The organism is Bacillus sp. S2(2019), assembly GCF_005144805.1.
Lineage (GTDB): Bacteria > Bacillota > Bacilli > Bacillales > Bacillaceae > Bacillus > Bacillus altitudinis.
On sequence record NZ_SWFL01000001.1, the window covers coordinates 490,616 to 507,040 of the forward strand.

General features: G+C 40.6%; 18 protein-coding genes. 4 read left to right on the forward strand and 14 right to left on the reverse strand.

Annotation, left to right across the window (positions count from 1 at the left end; translation table 11 throughout):
* The first annotated feature begins 15 nt into the window (after window positions 1–15).
* Both FBF75_RS19590 and FBF75_RS02465 read left to right on the forward strand, forming a co-directional pair.
* Window positions 16–147 (forward strand): protein YkpC, encoded by a 132-nt coding sequence (locus FBF75_RS19590; RefSeq protein WP_003210922.1) that lies wholly within the window; start codon window positions 16–18, stop codon window positions 145–147.
* Between the two features lie 106 nt (window positions 148–253).
* Window positions 254–1,486, forward strand: coding sequence for an aminopeptidase (locus FBF75_RS02465; protein WP_136944403.1), 1,233 nt, complete (start codon window positions 254–256; stop codon window positions 1,484–1,486).
* Window positions 1,487–1,526: 40 nt separating this feature from the next.
* On the opposite strand, the gene FBF75_RS02470 is transcribed toward FBF75_RS02465, so the two are convergent.
* The gene (locus tag FBF75_RS02470; RefSeq protein WP_007498620.1) at window positions 1,527–3,146 is read right to left on the reverse strand and encodes an ABC-F family ATP-binding cassette domain-containing protein; all 1,620 of its coding nucleotides are present in this window, start codon (window positions 3,144–3,146) and stop codon (window positions 1,527–1,529) included.
* A 144-nt stretch (window positions 3,147–3,290) separates the two neighbouring features.
* On the opposite strand from FBF75_RS02470, the gene FBF75_RS02475 reads away from it, so the two are divergent.
* Window positions 3,291–3,566, forward strand: a complete 276-nt coding sequence (locus FBF75_RS02475; RefSeq protein WP_008345136.1) for a hypothetical protein — start codon at window positions 3,291–3,293, stop codon at window positions 3,564–3,566.
* Window positions 3,567–3,629: 63 nt separating this feature from the next.
* Here FBF75_RS02475 and lepB read toward each other — a convergent pair whose 3' ends face one another.
* From lepB to yknW, 8 genes are all read right to left on the reverse strand, one after another.
* The gene (gene lepB / locus FBF75_RS02480; protein WP_035392647.1) at window positions 3,630–4,202 is read right to left on the reverse strand and encodes a signal peptidase I; all 573 of its coding nucleotides are present in this window, start codon (window positions 4,200–4,202) and stop codon (window positions 3,630–3,632) included.
* Window positions 4,203–4,412: 210 nt separating this feature from the next.
* Window positions 4,413–6,305 carry a PTS fructose transporter subunit IIABC gene (locus tag FBF75_RS02485; protein WP_008345139.1) on the reverse strand — a complete coding sequence of 631 codons (1,893 nt, stop codon included), beginning with the start codon at window positions 6,303–6,305 and terminating at the stop codon, window positions 4,413–4,415.
* 13 nt (window positions 6,306–6,318) lie between these two features.
* A complete protein-coding gene (gene pfkB / locus FBF75_RS02490) occupies window positions 6,319–7,230 on the reverse strand; it encodes a 1-phosphofructokinase (RefSeq protein ID WP_046343437.1) in 912 nt (303 codons plus the stop codon).
* Window positions 7,227–7,982 carry a DeoR/GlpR family DNA-binding transcription regulator gene (locus tag FBF75_RS02495; RefSeq protein WP_024719553.1) on the reverse strand — a complete coding sequence of 252 codons (756 nt, stop codon included), beginning with the start codon at window positions 7,980–7,982 and terminating at the stop codon, window positions 7,227–7,229. The genes pfkB and FBF75_RS02495 overlap by 4 nt, the downstream gene beginning before the upstream one ends.
* A 335-nt stretch (window positions 7,983–8,317) precedes the next feature.
* Window positions 8,318–9,511, reverse strand: coding sequence for an ABC transporter permease (locus FBF75_RS02500; RefSeq protein ID WP_024719554.1), 1,194 nt, complete (start codon window positions 9,509–9,511; stop codon window positions 8,318–8,320).
* Entirely contained in the window at window positions 9,498–10,199 is a 702-nt protein-coding gene (locus FBF75_RS02505; protein WP_007498627.1) for an ABC transporter ATP-binding protein, read from the reverse strand. Before FBF75_RS02505 ends, FBF75_RS02500 begins: the two co-directional genes overlap by 14 nt.
* On the reverse strand, window positions 10,196–11,302 hold the full coding sequence (locus FBF75_RS02510; RefSeq protein WP_136944404.1) for an efflux RND transporter periplasmic adaptor subunit: 1,107 nt from the start codon (window positions 11,300–11,302) through the stop codon (window positions 10,196–10,198). The genes FBF75_RS02505 and FBF75_RS02510 overlap by 4 nt, the downstream gene beginning before the upstream one ends.
* Before the next feature lie 20 nt (window positions 11,303–11,322).
* Window positions 11,323–11,943 (reverse strand): YknW family membrane protein, encoded by a 621-nt coding sequence (gene yknW / locus FBF75_RS02515; RefSeq protein WP_008345152.1) that lies wholly within the window; start codon window positions 11,941–11,943, stop codon window positions 11,323–11,325.
* A gap of 519 nt (window positions 11,944–12,462) precedes the next feature.
* Here yknW and FBF75_RS02520 point away from each other — a divergent pair.
* A complete protein-coding gene (locus tag FBF75_RS02520; protein ID WP_008345156.1) occupies window positions 12,463–12,840 on the forward strand; it encodes a Rok-like winged helix domain-containing protein in 378 nt (125 codons plus the stop codon).
* A gap of 47 nt (window positions 12,841–12,887) precedes the next feature.
* Here the strand turns inward: FBF75_RS02520 and moaD are convergent, their stop codons facing one another.
* The 5 genes from moaD to FBF75_RS02545 are packed head-to-tail and all read right to left on the reverse strand — an operon-like array spanning window position 12,888 to window position 16,407.
* Window positions 12,888–13,121: a molybdopterin converting factor subunit 1 gene (moaD, locus tag FBF75_RS02525; RefSeq protein ID WP_008345159.1), complete on the reverse strand. Its 234-nt coding sequence runs from the start codon at window positions 13,119–13,121 to the stop codon at window positions 12,888–12,890.
* Window positions 13,114–13,605, reverse strand: a complete 492-nt coding sequence (locus FBF75_RS02530) for a molybdenum cofactor biosynthesis protein MoaE (RefSeq protein WP_008345161.1) — start codon at window positions 13,603–13,605, stop codon at window positions 13,114–13,116. The genes moaD and FBF75_RS02530 overlap by 8 nt, the downstream gene beginning before the upstream one ends.
* Window positions 13,598–14,125: a molybdopterin-guanine dinucleotide biosynthesis protein B gene (gene mobB / locus FBF75_RS02535; RefSeq protein ID WP_046527034.1), complete on the reverse strand. Its 528-nt coding sequence runs from the start codon at window positions 14,123–14,125 to the stop codon at window positions 13,598–13,600. The genes FBF75_RS02530 and mobB overlap by 8 nt, the downstream gene beginning before the upstream one ends.
* The gene (locus FBF75_RS02540) at window positions 14,107–15,381 is read right to left on the reverse strand and encodes a molybdopterin molybdotransferase MoeA (RefSeq protein WP_169476036.1); all 1,275 of its coding nucleotides are present in this window, start codon (window positions 15,379–15,381) and stop codon (window positions 14,107–14,109) included. Before FBF75_RS02540 ends, mobB begins: the two co-directional genes overlap by 19 nt.
* A gap of 9 nt (window positions 15,382–15,390) precedes the next feature.
* On the reverse strand, window positions 15,391–16,407 hold the full coding sequence (locus FBF75_RS02545; RefSeq protein WP_060832295.1) for a ThiF family adenylyltransferase: 1,017 nt from the start codon (window positions 16,405–16,407) through the stop codon (window positions 15,391–15,393).
* Between the last annotated feature and the right edge of the window lie 18 nt (window positions 16,408–16,425).

Consider the following 16,425-nt stretch of genomic DNA (forward strand, 5'->3'; position numbering starts at 1 on the left):
TGAAGGAGGAAGAACATGTTGCTTGATTTAGGTAAACGGGTCGTTGTCACAGTCATTTTAACCGGTATTATTTTAGGAGGAATGAGCCTGTCGTTTTCACATATGCCCCCTTCTAATGCACAGCCTGTGAAACAACTGAACCGCTAAAAAAGCCGCACGAAAGCGGCTTTTTTATTTTGCTTCGGGACGGCTCCCCATTTTCCTTTTCGGTCTTAAATCTGATATGATGAACATGACTAAAGGAGGGTTTTTTATGAGTTCATTCGAAAAACAACTAGATCAATATGCAAAAACCATCGTTGAAGTAGGTGTAAATGTTCAAAGTGGTCAAGAAGTGGTCGTATCTGCGTTCACTGAATCTGTAGACCTTGTCCGCCTTGTGGCAAAACACGCATATGAGCGCGGAGCGAAAAACGTACATATCCGCTGGAGTGATGGTGTTCTGACCCGTTTAAAATATGAACATGCCCCACAAGATGTGTTTGAGCAATTTCCAGAATGGGAAGCACAGATGATGGAAACCATCGCAAAACGTGGCGGTGCTTTTATTACGATCTTGTCAGAAAGCCCTGATCTTCTAAGTGGCATTGACTCGAAAAAAATTGCTTCACAGCAAAAAGCTGCAGGTTCAGCACTTCATACATATCGTCAATACGTTCAATCTGACAAAGTTGCATGGACAGTCGTCGGTGCTGCATCAAAAGATTGGGCGAAAAAGATTTTCCCTGAGCATGCAGATGCAGAAGCTGTTGCATTATTATGGGAACAAATCTTTAAAGTCGCCCGCGCTGATCAGCCAGATCCTGTTGAAGCGTGGAAAAAGCATGATGAATCACTAAATGAAAAAGTAAAAATATTAAATGAACGTCACTACCACAAGCTGCACTATGAAGCACCAGGTACAGATTTAACGATTGAACTTCCAGAGCAGCATATTTGGGTAGGTGCTGGCAGCGTGAGTGAACGCGGCGTATCATTCATGGCCAATATGCCGACAGAAGAGGTCTTTACCGTACCTAAAAAAGATGGTGTAAACGGAACTGTCTCTAGCACTAAGCCACTTAGTTATGCAGGAAACATTATCGATGAATTTACGTTAACCTTTGAAAATGGGCGTATTGTAGATGTGAAAGCAAAAGAGGGCGAAGACATTTTAACCTCTCTCGTTGAAACAGATGAAGGCTCACATTATCTAGGTGAGGTTGCCCTTGTACCAGATGATTCACCAATTTCTAACTCAAATATCCTCTATTACAATACACTTTACGATGAAAATGCATCCAATCACCTTGCCATCGGCAGCGGTTATGCATTTAATATCGAAGGCGGTAAAGAGATGAAACGAGAGGAATTAGATGCAGCTGGTGTGAACAGCAGTATTACACACGTCGATTTCATGATTGGTTCAAAGGAAATGAATATTGATGGGATCACAAAAGATGGTAAACGTGAACCGATTTTCCGAAATGGAAATTGGGCTTTTTAAAGAAAAAAGACATCCTCATGTGGATGTCTTTTCTTTATGTTTATGCATACAGCTCTTGTAGTCTTTTTTGAATCTCTTGATCTGATAAGAACTCATCATAAGTTGTTTGTTTATCAACGATGCCATTTGGCGTCACTTCGATAATACGGTTTGCAACTGTTTCAACAAACTGATGGTCATGAGATGAGAAGAGCATAGCCCCTTTAAAGCTCATTAGACCGTTATTTAGCGCTGTGATGGACTCTAGGTCTAAATGGTTCGTCGGCTCGTCTAACAGCAAAATATTCGCTCCAGACAGCATCATTTTTGATAACATACAACGAACCTTTTCTCCACCTGATAAGACGCTTGCTTTTTTCTTCACTTCTTCCCCAGAGAAAAGCATACGGCCTAAGAAACCACGCAGGAAGCTTTCACTTTGATCATTAGGAGAATATTGACGAAGCCAATCAACAAGATCTAAATCGCTTCCTTCAAAATATTCGCTATTGTCTTTAGGGAAAAAGGCTTGAGATGTTGTCACGCCCCATTTAAACGTCCCGCTGTCTGGCTCCATTTCACCAGCAAGGATTTTAAATAAAGTAGAGACAGCAAGTTCATTACGACTTAAGAACGCAATTTTATCCTCACGATTCATAATAAAGCTGACGTTATCCAGTACTTTTACACCGTCAATCGTTTTTGATAGACCTTCTACTTGAAGGACATCATTTCCGATTTCACGCTCTGGCGCAAAATGAACATAAGGATATTTACGAGAAGATGGTTTAATGTCATCTAGCGAAATCTTATCAAGCAATTTCTTTCTTGATGTCGCTTGCTTCGATTTAGATGCGTTCGCACTGAACCGAGCAACGAATTCTTGAAGCTGCTTAATTTGTTCTTCTTTTTTCTTGTTGGCATCCTGGCTGAGTTTTAATGCCAGCTGGCTTGATTCATACCAGAAATCATAGTTTCCGACATACACTTGAATTTTTCCAAAGTCAAGGTCTGCAATATGCGTACATACTTTGTTTAAGAAATGACGATCATGCGATACGACGATGACGGTATTTTCAAAGTTAATGAGGAACTCTTCTAACCACTGAATGGCTTGTAAGTCCAAGTGGTTCGTTGGCTCATCGAGAAGTAGAACGTCAGGCTTACCGAATAAAGCTTGTGCTAAAAGCACTTTTACCTTTTCAGATCCGCCAAGCTCAGACATTTTCTTCGATTGCAAGCTCTCTGGAATACCAAGACCTTTTAATAGGATCGCAGCTTCACTTTCTGCTTCCCACCCGTTTAACTCAGCAAACTCACCTTCAAGCTCTGCTGCACGAATCCCGTCTTCATCTGAGAAATCAGGTTTCATATAAATCGCATCTTTTTCCTGCATCACATCATATAGACGTTTGTGACCCATGATGACGACTTTTAACACTTCAAACTCTTCGTATTCAAAGTGGTTCTGTTTTAAAATCGCTAAACGTTCACCTGGGCTCATATGAACATCGCCCGTTTGAGCCTCAATTTCTCCAGAAAGAATCTTTAAGAACGTTGATTTACCAGCTCCATTGGCACCAATTAGTCCGTAGCAGTTGCCAGGAGTGAACTTAATATTTACTTCTTCAAATAATTTACGATCAGCAAATCGCAAACTAACATTATTCACTGCAATCATTTATTAATCCTCCATCACTCATTCATCAATATGAAGTATAACATGAATAACGATTGATAGAAACGTCTCTCGCTAAGAACAAAGGCTTTTTGTCCAATATGGTATAATAAGTGGGAATGTTTTTGTTGAAGGAGTTCGGGCGATTTGAGATTACTCACACTCATGGAATACTGTTTATTAATTTTCTTTATGGGCATTTATTTATCGGCAACAGGCTTTAATGCAAGAGACTTTGGCCTTTATATTGGGCTTGTCCTCATTTACACACTGGTCCATATCTTTTCAAAACGCTTTTTACAAAAGCGCGGAAAAGACAATGTGAAAATTGGATTATTCCGTTCTGTTTTGGCGATTACCGGGTCCGTTTTCGCTTCTGTTTTGGCCATTGTCATCATTGTCACGATGCTCACACCAAATTAAAAACGACCCTACATGAAGGGTCGTCCATTCAAGCACCTTTCTTACGCAATGAGAAAGGTGTATTTATTGTGTTTGTCGAATATCGCCAAATGGGAAGAAAACAAATTCTGATGTGCCGACAATCCGATCCTTTTCAATGAGTCCGAGTCCATTTCGACTGTCCATAGAATTCAGTCTGTTGTCACCCATAACAAAGTAATCGTTTTTCGGTACTTTCACTGGACCAAAATCTCCTGTTAAATGCACCTCATACTCTTTAGCATGTGCCTTGTTCTCTTTTAAATAAGGCTCATCTACTTTTTTACCATTAATGTAAAGCGTATCATCCTTCATTTCAATCGTGTCGCCTGGAAGGCCGATCAATCGTTTGACATAATGAATTTTCTGACCGTCTTTTCCATTAATAATCACGATGTCACCACGTTTGACTCCACCGAGATAGTTGATGGTTTTGTTAACAAACAGCTTTTCTCCATCATGAAGGGTTGGTTCCATTGACTCTCCTTCCACCACATACGGCTCAAAAATAAACGTACGGATGATGAGGACGAGGGCAAGTGCAATTAAAATGGCTTTGATCCATTCAAACAGAGAACTTTTCTTCTCTTTTTTGGCTTGTTTCTCATCAGATTGAATGTCATTTTCGTTTTGTTTGTTTTCTTCGTTCAAAATACTGCTTCCTCCTAAGACTTTCTGCTAAAAGACTTGAAACGCGAATTGAATAACTTTACTTTATCACATGTCATTTAAAAATTCACAAGACAACCATTCAATTAGATATTTTTTCCTAATTTGCTGATGATTAAACAAAAAGAAGCACCGCTCTTCACGATGCTTCTTTTCAAATTAAGCTTCTTGTCGGACTGGTTTTTTTAAAATTCCGAGAAGTAGCGCTGTAACAATGGCACCGATTAAGATGCTGATGATGTAAAGAACTGGATGGTTTGTTACCCAGAAAACGAATAGTCCGCCGTGCGGTGCAGGAAGCGTCACTCTAAAGAATTCTGTTAATCCACCTGCAACTGCTGCACCAATCACAGCCGAAGGAATGACGCGCAGAGGATCTGCCGCTGCAAACGGGATCGCCCCTTCCGTAATGAACGCAGCTCCCATGAAGTAACATGTAATACCTGCTTCACGGTCACGTTTAGAGAATTTGTTTCTAAAGATCGTTGTCGCTAGAGCAATTCCTAGCGGCGGCACCATTCCACCTGCCATAATCGCAGCATGCGGTGCATAGTTGCCAGCAGCAATCATCGCAAGACCAAATGTGTAGGCCGCTTTGTTAATCGGACCACCCATATCAATGGCCATCATACCAGCTAAAATAATCCCCATTAATACAAGGTTTCCAGTACCAAGTGATTCAAGCCAGTGTGTTAATCCGTCCATGACCATTTTAACAGGCGTGTTGACGATGTAATGCATGATAATCCCTGTAAAGAAAATACCGAACAATGGATAGAGCAGAACTGGTTTAATACCATCGAGCGACTGTGGTACAAAAGTGAATACTTTTTTGAGCAGCACCACAATGTAACCAGCAAGGAAACCAGCAATCAATCCACCTAAGAATCCAGCACCTGCTGCAGAGGCCATGAATCCGCCAACCATACCTGGTGCGAAACCTGGACGGTCTGCAATACTCATTGCGATAAATCCAGCTAATACAGCAACGATTAAGGCAAGTGCATTATCTCCGCCAATCCCTTTTAATACAGCTGCAAATGAATTGAAAGAAGGATCTTTAGGGTCAGCTGAGTTAATTCCCCAGAAGAATGAAATCGCAACGAGGATACCGCCCCCAACAACAAACGGAAGCATGTTGCTTACACCGCTCATTAAGTGCTTATAGAATCCACTTCTTCCCTTACCTGACGATTCATTTTCATCTTTGGAAGAACTGCCGCCTGAACCTTTATAAATCGGCGCATCTTGATTGATGGCTTTTTCGATCAATTCTTGCGGACGGCGAATTCCAGCTGTCACAGGTACTTCAATGACATGTTTGCCTTTAAAGCGTTCCATTTCAACTTGTTTATCAGCTGCCACAATAATAGCTGGCGCTTCTTCAATTTCTTTTGCTGTCAGGGCATGTTTAATTCCACTAGAGCCGTTTGTCTCAACTTTAATGTCAACGCCCATTTCTTTTGCTTTTTCTTTCAAAGCATCTGCGGCCATAAATGTATGCGCGATGCCTGTTGGACAAGCTGTCACCGCTAAAATTTTAGCAGGTTTTCCCGGTGCAGCCGGTTCCTCTTTGACTTCCTCTTCTTCTTCATCGTCTTTATCATGTGTATTGATAATTTCAATGATTTCATCTTCAGTAGCCGCTTCAAGAAGCTGCTTTCGGATCTCTTCACGCATGAGAAGTGTGGATAAACGAGAAAGTGCTTCTAAATGCGTGTTGTTTGCGCCTTCAGTTGCTGCAATCATAAAGACAAGATGACTTGGCTGTCCGTCTAATGATTCATAATCTACACCAGCTGTTGAACGACCAAATGCAATGGCAGGTTCTTTCACACTTGCTGTTTTCGCATGAGGAATCGCAATTCCTTCTCCGATTCCCGTAGAGCTTTGTTTTTCACGATTAACAACAGCTGCTTTGTAGCCTTCTTTATCATTTAATTTACCAGCTGTATCTAATACAGTGACCAGTTCTTCAATAACGGCTTCTTTTTGCTGGCTGTCTAATTGAAGCTTAATCGTATGCTTCGTGAGTAGTTCTGTAATTTTCATGATGACTCCTCCTTTAAATGCGTGTGACTTTTACTTGTGGCAATAATGTATCGACAAGCTCTTTTGTTCCAAGTTCCTCAGAAAATGCTGTAGCACTTCCTGATGTGACGCCAAGCTTAAATGATTCTTCTATGGAAAGGCCTTTAGAAACGCCAGCTAAGAATCCTGCAACGACTGAATCCCCTGCACCAACTGAGTTGATCAGCTTGCCTGTTGGAACATTAGATTGAAAGATCCCTTCCTTACTGAATAAGAGAGCGCCGTCTCCAGCCATAGATACAATGACATGTTCAGCACCTTGTTCCAACAGCTTTTTCCCATAAGGAATGGCTTCTTCTGCAGATGAAATACTGGTTTCAAACATTTCACCTAACTCATGATGGTTTGGTTTCATTAAGAATGGTTTCAGATCTGCTGCTTTTTTTAAGGCTTCTCCAGAAATATCAAGTACTACTCTTACCCCTTGCTTCGCACATACCTCAGCAATGCGCTCATATGTGTTATGAGGCAGTGAAGAAGGAATGCTACCTGCTAATACAACGACATCGCCTTCTGTTAATGAAGTGAATTGGGATAAAAACGAATCGAACTGCGTTTCAGTAATACTTGGACCGAGCCCGTTGATTTCTGTTTCTTCGCCTGTTTTTAGTTTCACATTGATACGTGTATCTTCTGACACCTCATGAAAGGCTGTTTGTAATTGTTCGTTTTGTAAAAAGTCTTGAATATATTTGCCTGTAAAACCGCCAATGAATCCAAGTGCTTTTGATTCAACACCGTGCCGTTTTAAAAGCCTTGAGACATTGATTCCTTTACCACCTGGATATTTTTTGTCATAGGTTGAACGATTTAAACCACCGACCGCAAAATCCTCCACGTGTACGATGTAATCAACTGATGGGTTTAAAGTAACTGTATAAATCATGTTTTCACTACCTTTATAACCGTTTTTTCATGGTAATTATCGAATGAATCCTCTTTTGCGTCGTTTGTGATAATGGTGGCTTCCTGTAAACTAGCAAAGGTTGAAAACGATATTTCGCCAAACTTTGAGGCATCTGTTAAGATGTAGGTTTTTTTCGCCTGCTTTATAGCTCTTTTTTTAATGAGCGCTTCTTCTGGATCAGGTGTTGTAAACCCTGCCTCGGGATGAATGCCGTTCGTCCCAACAAAGCTCTTGTCAAAACGGTAATTTTCCATAGCTGTCAAAGCTGCGGCTCCCACCATGGCTCCTGTTCGATGTTTCACTGATCCGCCTATCAGGTAAAAAGAAATGCCTTTTCTCATGAGTGCTTCAATGTGCATGACACCATTTGTCACCACCACGATATCTTGATCTGGATCGATAAAGTCAATCATTTGCTGTGTTGTCGTACCAGCATCTAAGTAAATACAATCGCCTTGTTTTAAAAGTGATGCAGCTGCCTCTGCAATCAATGACTTTTCATGAAGGTTTTTGGCAGATTTCTCAAACACATCTGGTTCAAGACGAATACTAGATATTTTAGCTGCTCCTCCGTGAACTCTTTTAAGAAAGCCTTTTTCTTCGAGGGCTGACAAATCTCTTCTAATTGTAGATTCAGACGCATCCGTCATAATCGTTAAGTCCTGTATTTTGATGACATCGTTTTCTTCTAAATAGTCGATAATGAGTTGATGTCTTTCTGGTGTTAGCATTGAAAACACCCCCTTTTGAAAACGTATTCATTTTGCGCGCACCTTTATTGTAATCGCTTTTTTCAACATTATCAATACAAAACAATCAAATACATTCAATAACTATCAAAATCTTTCACAATGGTCATCTTACCTTTATATGTACCATTTGTAAACTGAAAAATATGTGACATTGAGAAGAAAGTCATGATATTAGCATTTCTATCATTTTTCATTTCATTCAATTGAACGAAAAAAAGCCTTTATGCGTTTTGCATAAAAGCTTCAGGTGCGGAGCAGCAGGCAATATATCTCGTTCTACCTTCTTGTCAGCACCTCGTACGTTAACTTTAGGATTATTCATATCTAAGTGATTCAATCGGATCGAGCCTCGCTGCTTTATTGGCAGGAATCAGTCCAAAAATAATACCAATGAGCATACTAAATAGGACGCCTCCACATACGATTTGCCACGATACAAGAGAAGGCCATCCTGCAAACAGTGACACAAGTGAAGCACCTCCTAAGCCAAGAGCGATTCCAAGTAACCCACCGATCAGTGTCAGGACGACAGACTCAATTAAAAACTGAACGAGTATTTGAGCCCTAGTTGCCCCAAGTGCCTTTCGAATTCCGATTTCTCTTGTTCTTTCTGTGACAGATACGAGCATAATATTCATGACACCAATGCCGCCAACAAGTAATGAGATTCCAGCAATTGAGCCAATGATTGTTGTCATGACAGACGTAATTTGACCAATGCCTGCTGCAATCTCTTCCAGATTGATCATTTCGTAAGCATCGTCTGTATGGTGATTTTCATTTAAGCGTGCAGCCGCACTCTTTCCCACTTCTTTCATTTGATCAGCATGTGCGACTTGAATAGACAACTTATCATATTCTTTCACACCAAATGCAGTTGTCAGCATTGCAAAAGGGACATATATTTCATTCATATCAAATGAAAACAGCCCTTCCTGTTTTGCTAAAACTCCGATCACCTCAACCGGCTGTCCATTCATCCAAATCAACTCGCCTACTGCCTTCTCTCCATTAAACAATTCTTTTTGTATCCCTTCTGAAATAACAGCTGCCCTTCTTCCGCTCCTAAAATCGATTTCACGTAAGTCCTGTCCTTCTGCTATATGTAAAGAATGTACATTCGTGTAGCCTTCATTAATCCCATTGACCGTTGCATCTATTGTTGTATCTTGGAATCTTAATTGCATGCCTTGTGCAGTGGAGGAGGCAACCTGTTTAACCCCATTCAATGCTTGAACACTTTGAATGTCTTCTTCAGTAAATGTGGCTTCAAATAACGCATTAGGATTCGCATTTAACTCCTCATCAGAGGGTGTATAGGTCATATCAATGGTATTGTTTGGCCCTGAAATTGATTCTTTCAGCATTTGCTCTCCGCCTTGACCGATGGCAACGACTGCAATCACTGATCCAACCCCAATAATAATGCCAAGCATTGTTAAAATAGACCGCAATTTATGAGCTAGGACAGAATTCAGCGCTATTTTGATATTTTCAAAGAGTTTCATTCATTGCGTCTCCTTGTATCAATCTATCTTGAACGAGGCGTCCATCTCTTACAACGACTATCCGGTTTGTATACGCAGCTATTTCTTCTTCATGAGTAACGAGCACAACCGTTGTTCCTTCCTCATTGAGCTTTGTAAACTGTTCCATAATCGAGCCGCTCGTTTTTGAATCAAGAGCGCCTGTTGGTTCATCTGCCAAGATGAGCTTCGGCTCATTGACAATCGCTCGTGCGATGGCTACTCTTTGCTTTTGACCCCCTGACAACTCGTTTGGCATATGCTTCATTCGATCTGCCAAACCAACCTTTTCAAGTGCCATTTCCGCACGTTCTTTTCTTTCCTTTTGACTGATACCAGCGTAAATCATCGGAAGTTCAACATTTCGCCTCGCATTTAATCTAGGCAGTAAATAAAATTGTTGAAAAACAAAACCAATGGATCGATTTCGAATCACTGCGAGTTCTTGATCCTTTGCTGCCGACAGCTCCATACCTTGAAAATGGTACTGTCCGGAGGTCGGGTGGTCCAAACAGCCAATGATATTCATTAACGTTGATTTTCCAGAACCGGACGGGCCCATAATGGACATATACTCGCCTTTACCAATGACAAGGTTCACATCACTTAATACATCAAATGTCTCCTCAGCGACTTCGTAGCTTTTTGTCACATTTGAAAGCTGAATCATTCAGCATTCACTTCCATTCCGTCATACATATCATCTGATGGCTCTGCAATGATTTGATCTTCTTTTGTTAAACCTTTCGTCACTTCAAGATCTTGACCTGACGTTTCACCTAATGTCACTTTTACTTTCTTCAGTGCATTCTTTTCAACAACATAAACGTATGATCCATCTTTCTCTTTTTTCACGGCTGTTTCAGGAATTGTGAGCACTTGACGCTTGTCCGTTTCAATTTCCATGATCATTTTAAAGCCTGGTTTTGCATCCGGCTTTTTCCCTTTTATTTCAATTTCGACTGGATATTGTACCGTTTGATCACTAGCAGCTGTTTCTGCTGTTGACTGGGCAGGCACAGCGCCCACTTTTTTCACCACTCCTTGCCAGCTCTTTCCGCGAATGACATCAGACGTTACCTTTACTTTTTGTTTCTTTTTGACTTTCATAGCGTCATACTCAGTGATTAAGCCTCGTACGATCATTTTTTTCTCATTGCCAATATGGATCACCGGCTGCCTCTCTTCTAGTTTCCCTGTGCCAGCATCTTGCTCGATGGAGATGACTGTTCCTTCAATTTTGCTATGTATCGTTAAATCTTCTATTTGTGCCTTTACTTTTTCTTGGTTAAGCTCCGCTTGTTTTTGCTCTAATTCAGCGGCTTTGAGTTCGAGTTCAAGCTGATCTCGCTCGTTTTTCGAATCAGAGCCCGCCTTTTTCCCCTGATTTTCATCTAATGTATTGAGTCTATTTTGTAATTGTTCAAGCTTTAGTGTATTTGATTCAGCCGCAAGTGCTTGCTGCTGTTCTTCAAGCTCCAGTTCCTTATTTTCATATGTAAGGAGCGGTGTTCCAACTTTCACCTTTTCTCCTTCTTTCACAGCGATATGATTCAGGCTTCCCTTCTCTTCTTCTGTATAAATGAATTGCTCCTCCGAGAATGAAAGTGTTCCAGGCGTCATCACCGTAGAAGTTATTTCTTTTGATGCAAGTTGGACTGTTTTAAATGATGCCGTAGAGGCAGGCTTTGATTGGTTTTTTGCAATATTAAATCCAATGAATAGACCAATCACAATAATGATAATGGATCCGATAATGATTTTCTTTCTCATAAAAACATTCTACCCCCAGCTTACTGCATGTTGATGGTGATTGTGGTTCCTACATATTGAAAAATTAAAGATAATACATAAAAGACACTCACAATAATCCAAGATATTCTTGGCGAAATGCGGCCGACTTTGATCAATAAAAAGCCTGTTAAAACAAGATTCCAGATCACAAAAAGATCGATATTGGCTAACACGGCATGCCATGGACCAGACATTCGAATGAATGCGTTTAATGAGGTAACCGTGATATCTTTTGGCACATGAAAAAAAATGATCGCCAAATGAGAAATAATCGTACCAATGATCGTAATAGGCGTGATATACAGTACACCTGAAAACAGCTGATGAAATGTTGCATCACCTTTTGCTAAAAAGACGATGAACTTGTATACGGCAGTATTAATGACAATCCCAATGACCAGACCAATGAGCGTGATCACATAAACGAAAGGGATTGGTAAAATTAAATCTGCCCACAATCCTTCATTCACTAGCTGAGACAAATAAGTGACAACAACTGTTAATACAAGCACACATGATAAAGGCCACCAAACGAATGGCTGCTCCCACACTCTTTTTAAATGCTCTGATGGTCTTGTGCTTACTCCAATCATTGTGGGTTTTGGCGTTGTTTCTTTCATCAAATGTCATCCTCTCCATGTGCTTGTAAGTATCGAAACGTTTTTTCATACTCTTGTTGTTTCTATTTTATCAAAAGATTGCCAATAAGTGATAGATCATTTGATTTTCTTATTTTCATAGTGATAGGATTGAATCTATTATTCTATTTTCATGAACGACATCCTTCAAATGATACCTTGATCCGACCATATTCATATGAAAAAATCATGATTTTACTGACTGAAAAACAGTTTATGAAGTAAACAACATGTCTTTCGGAATAAATATCCTTTTCCTTTGGATTCAGATGGTCTCAGTTAGACACAACAATTTTTTATTAAAATATTCCTAGTAATTTCAATGAATCCCGGCTTTATAGGACTATGTTTAGCGCCTTTTATAGAACAGATGAGCCTTTAGTATCAATACTTTCATATTAAAAAAATAAAAATAAAAGGATTTTACTTGATCAAATGTTATTTTTTCATATAATGTAAAATAGAGGTAGGTTAAATGATAGTGGAAATGGAGTCAAGTGAATGTTAAGAGAAAAATTGAAAATGCAATTGATTTTACTTTATGAAAAGGAACAAGAAGCATGGCAATACTTTAGAAAGGAAAGAGAACTGATTTATCATGAGCTCAAATTACTTGATATGAAAGAGAGCAGACCTTCTAATGACAAAATATACTACGCAGCAAGGTGTGTAGATATTATTAAAGAAAAAAAGGGAAGCATCGTGAGCACAAAAGAACTAAAAGAACAGCTTCAAGCTCAAACAGATTTCAATGTGAGACGAATCAGCGAATTGTATGATCTCATTCAACAGCTCGATCCTCACATTTCTAAAGCACGCCGGGGATGTTTTATTTACGAAGATCATACCCAAGTACCTCTACAATCTTTTCACACATAAAAAAATTGGTTACAGCCGCTGGCCATAACCAAATCCTCTAATATCTATTATCCACCACTTACAGGAGGAATGAGTGCAACAGTGTCCCCGCTACGCACTTCAGCATTTCCCCTCGTATATATTTCGTTGACTGCAACCATCACGTTTTGTGCAGTATCAACACCATATACCTCCTGTAATTCTATTTTAATCTCATCAACCGTTGTTTGATCTTTTTGAATGATGATTTGTTGTTTACCGGCCTTCTCAGCAAGGCCGGCGAACAATAATACGCTAATCATGCCGCTTCCCTTCTTTCTCGTTAAGTTGGAGAGTACTAGGTTTTCCTTCCGGGTATGAAACGGTTTCAAGCTGATCACCTATCCAAGCCTCTCCATCTTCCCAGTATTCCTTTTTCCATATAGGAACTATTTCCTTTATTCGTTCAATCGCATATTCATTGGCTTCGTATGCAGCTTTCCGATGAGGTGATGAAACAGCTATTGCCACTGCAATGTCACATATCTCAAGAGTGCCAATACGATGCACAATAGCAGCTTCTGTATCGGGCCAGCGTTTTTTAATTTCTTGTCCAATTTGACTCAACATATTTTCCGCCATTGGTATGTATGCTTCATATGTTAAACGCAGCGTTTTTTTGCCATTTGTCCATTCTCTTACCGTGCCTATGAATGTCGTAATGGCTCCCGCTTTGCGTCTTGTGACATGCTGAATCAATTCATTCACATCAATCGGCTCTTTTGTGATCTTAAAAAGTTCATTCATACGAGGCTTCCCCCTTCAATAAATTAAAAGCAAATGTGATCCCGCGCTTGTCAAATGCTGAAAACACAGGAAACGGGTATTTCTCAGTGAATTGTATTTCTTTATTGAAATAAATGGCTGCTTGTATATGAGAAAGTGTCGAAAGATCAATGAGTTCCTGTTCGTCTTTGACACACAGGATTTTGCGGTAAGGCGCCTGTTTGTATCCTTCGATCAAGACGGCGTCTAAAGGAAGATGCTGACACATGTTGATTAGTTGTGTGAATGTCATGTGCCGTATGAAAAAGTGACATTCACCTTCTCCCTCCACACCTGCGGCAAATGCACCCGCTTGAACATATCGGTCCGTATCTTTTTGTTTGAACAGACGGTCTGGCTTTCCACCATGTCCGTGATGTTTGAAGCAGCCTAGCTGCATTTCTTCTTCATCCGCCAGCTGACATAATTTTTCGATCAGCGTCGTTTTACCACTATTTTGATAGCCCACGACTTGTAGAATGTTTAATTTGTCATCCAACATGGAGCACCGCCTTCGTGGTGAAATAGCAGAACGCTGACCTGGTCACCTGCACTAAACCCTCTTGTTCCTCCTGGCAAAACAATGAAACAATCAGCATGAGCAATAGATGTCACCGCACTAGATTTATCAAGACCGGTTGGCGTCACACTCAGCTGGCTGCCAGTGAAATCAAGTGATGCTCTAACAAATCGTGTGAACGGATTGGCTTTTGGAAAATCATGTGTCAGCTTCGCCTCAGCAAAAACGGGGAATGGATTTTCTTTCAAACACCATTTATAAATGATCGGTTTGACAAATAGTTCAAAGCCAACAAAACAGGCAGCCGGATTTCCTGACAGCCCATAAAGCAATTGACCATTTGACAACGCAGCAACGGTCGTCACACTTCCAGGTCTCATGGCGACTTTATTAAACAACACCTCTGCACCTAGTTTTTCATAAATAGCAGGTAAAAAGTCAAAATCACCTACCGATACACCACCTGTTGTGATGAGCATATCAACTTTGCTTAAGGCTGATTTTACGGCTTCATAGCTTTGATCAAAATCATCGGATACACCGCCTAAATCAAGCGGTTCTCCTCCAGCTTCAAGAACCTGAGCGTATACCATGCTTAGGTTACTATTTCTAATTTTACCGTCCACCATGGCATCACTTACTTGTAGGAGCTCGGTACCTGTTGAGATGATACCGATCACCGGTTTTTTGACGACTGGCACAACCGCATACCCGAACGTTGCCAATATCGCCGTCACGCCTGGGGTAACTTTTGAGCCTTTTTTGATCATGACGTTCCCTTTGAGGGTCTCTTCTCCTTGCCGAGAAATATTGTCCCCCTTTTTCAGCGGTCTTTTAAGTGACATCATTGATTTACCGTCTTTTTCAAACGTTTTCGTCAATTCGAGCATGATCACAACATTTGCTCCTTTTGGAATCTTTGCTCCTGTCATGATGCGAATCGCTTGAAAAGGACCGATCGTTTTTGCAGAAACAATACCTGCCCCTATATGATCAATGACCTCAAATTCAATCGGATGCTCGCTCGATGCTTCCTTTGTATCTTCTGCTCGAAGTGCAAAACCATCATACGGAGAACGATCAAAGGCAGGAACATCGTGATCTGCTAAAATATCCTCTGCAATCCATCTTCCAAGGCTGTTCTTTAAAGGAACCCATTCGACTTGTCCATGTTTTTGAAATTGGTGGACTTTCTTTACTGCCTCTTCTACTGGAATTGGCTGTCGTCTTTCCATCACTTCTCACTCCTATATGCCTAGCAGTCTTGCTAGTAATGAATTGGCTACTCTTTCATCATTTGTCCCATGGATTAATACACGTCCTCCTTTAAAACAAACGATACGGTGTCTTTCATAGCGTATATGAATTAAAAAATCGTTCACTTCCACCTCACAAATAGAGGACAGACGCTCTTTTACATGCTGAAATGAAAGGTTTTCTAAATCCTTCGATATGATCTGAATGGTGTCACGCCCGCAAAGAATCGCTGTTTTTTTTCGCTGTTCATCTAAATATGGATACGTTCTATTTATGCCGCAAGATGGACAGCTCTCCTGCTTCGTACGAGATACATCCATTTTAAACGAAGACGACTGCCACAAATCAAACGTGACAAACTTTCGCTCCATTTGCTCTTCATGCCCTGTTAAATATTTTAATGCCTCTGTTTGCTGATAAGCCGACACCATTTGGACAGCCGGAGAAATAATACCAGCTGTATCACATGTCAAACCCCCAACAGGCACTGAGGTAAATACACATGATAAGCAAGGTGTTTTGCCTGGCAAAATGGTCATATACATTCCCTGACTGCTCACACAGGCACCGTAAATCCAAGGCGTATTTGTTTCTAATGATAAGTCATTCATCACCATTCTTGTCTCAAAATTATCAGTCGCATCAATGACGATATTTGCTTTTCGGAATAAAGGTCTTAACAGCTCTACTCCTGCATCTTCAATAAGAGCGTGAATGGTCACTTCATGGTCGATCTCTTGGAGACGTTTTTTAGCTGCTGCCGCTTTTGGCACATGCATCTTTGCATCGTGTTCAGTGTACAGCTGCTGCCGTTGTAAATTTGAGAATTCGACATAATCACGATCTACAATCGTCAAAGTACCAATTCCAGATCGGACAAGCCCTTCAGCAGATGCTGTTCCAAGTGCACCAGCTCCAACAATAAGGACATGACTTTCGGCAAGTGCAGACTGCCCTTTTTCGCCTACCGGAGGGAACAAGATTTGCCTTGAATATCGCTCGTTCAATATTGTTCTCTCCTTCTC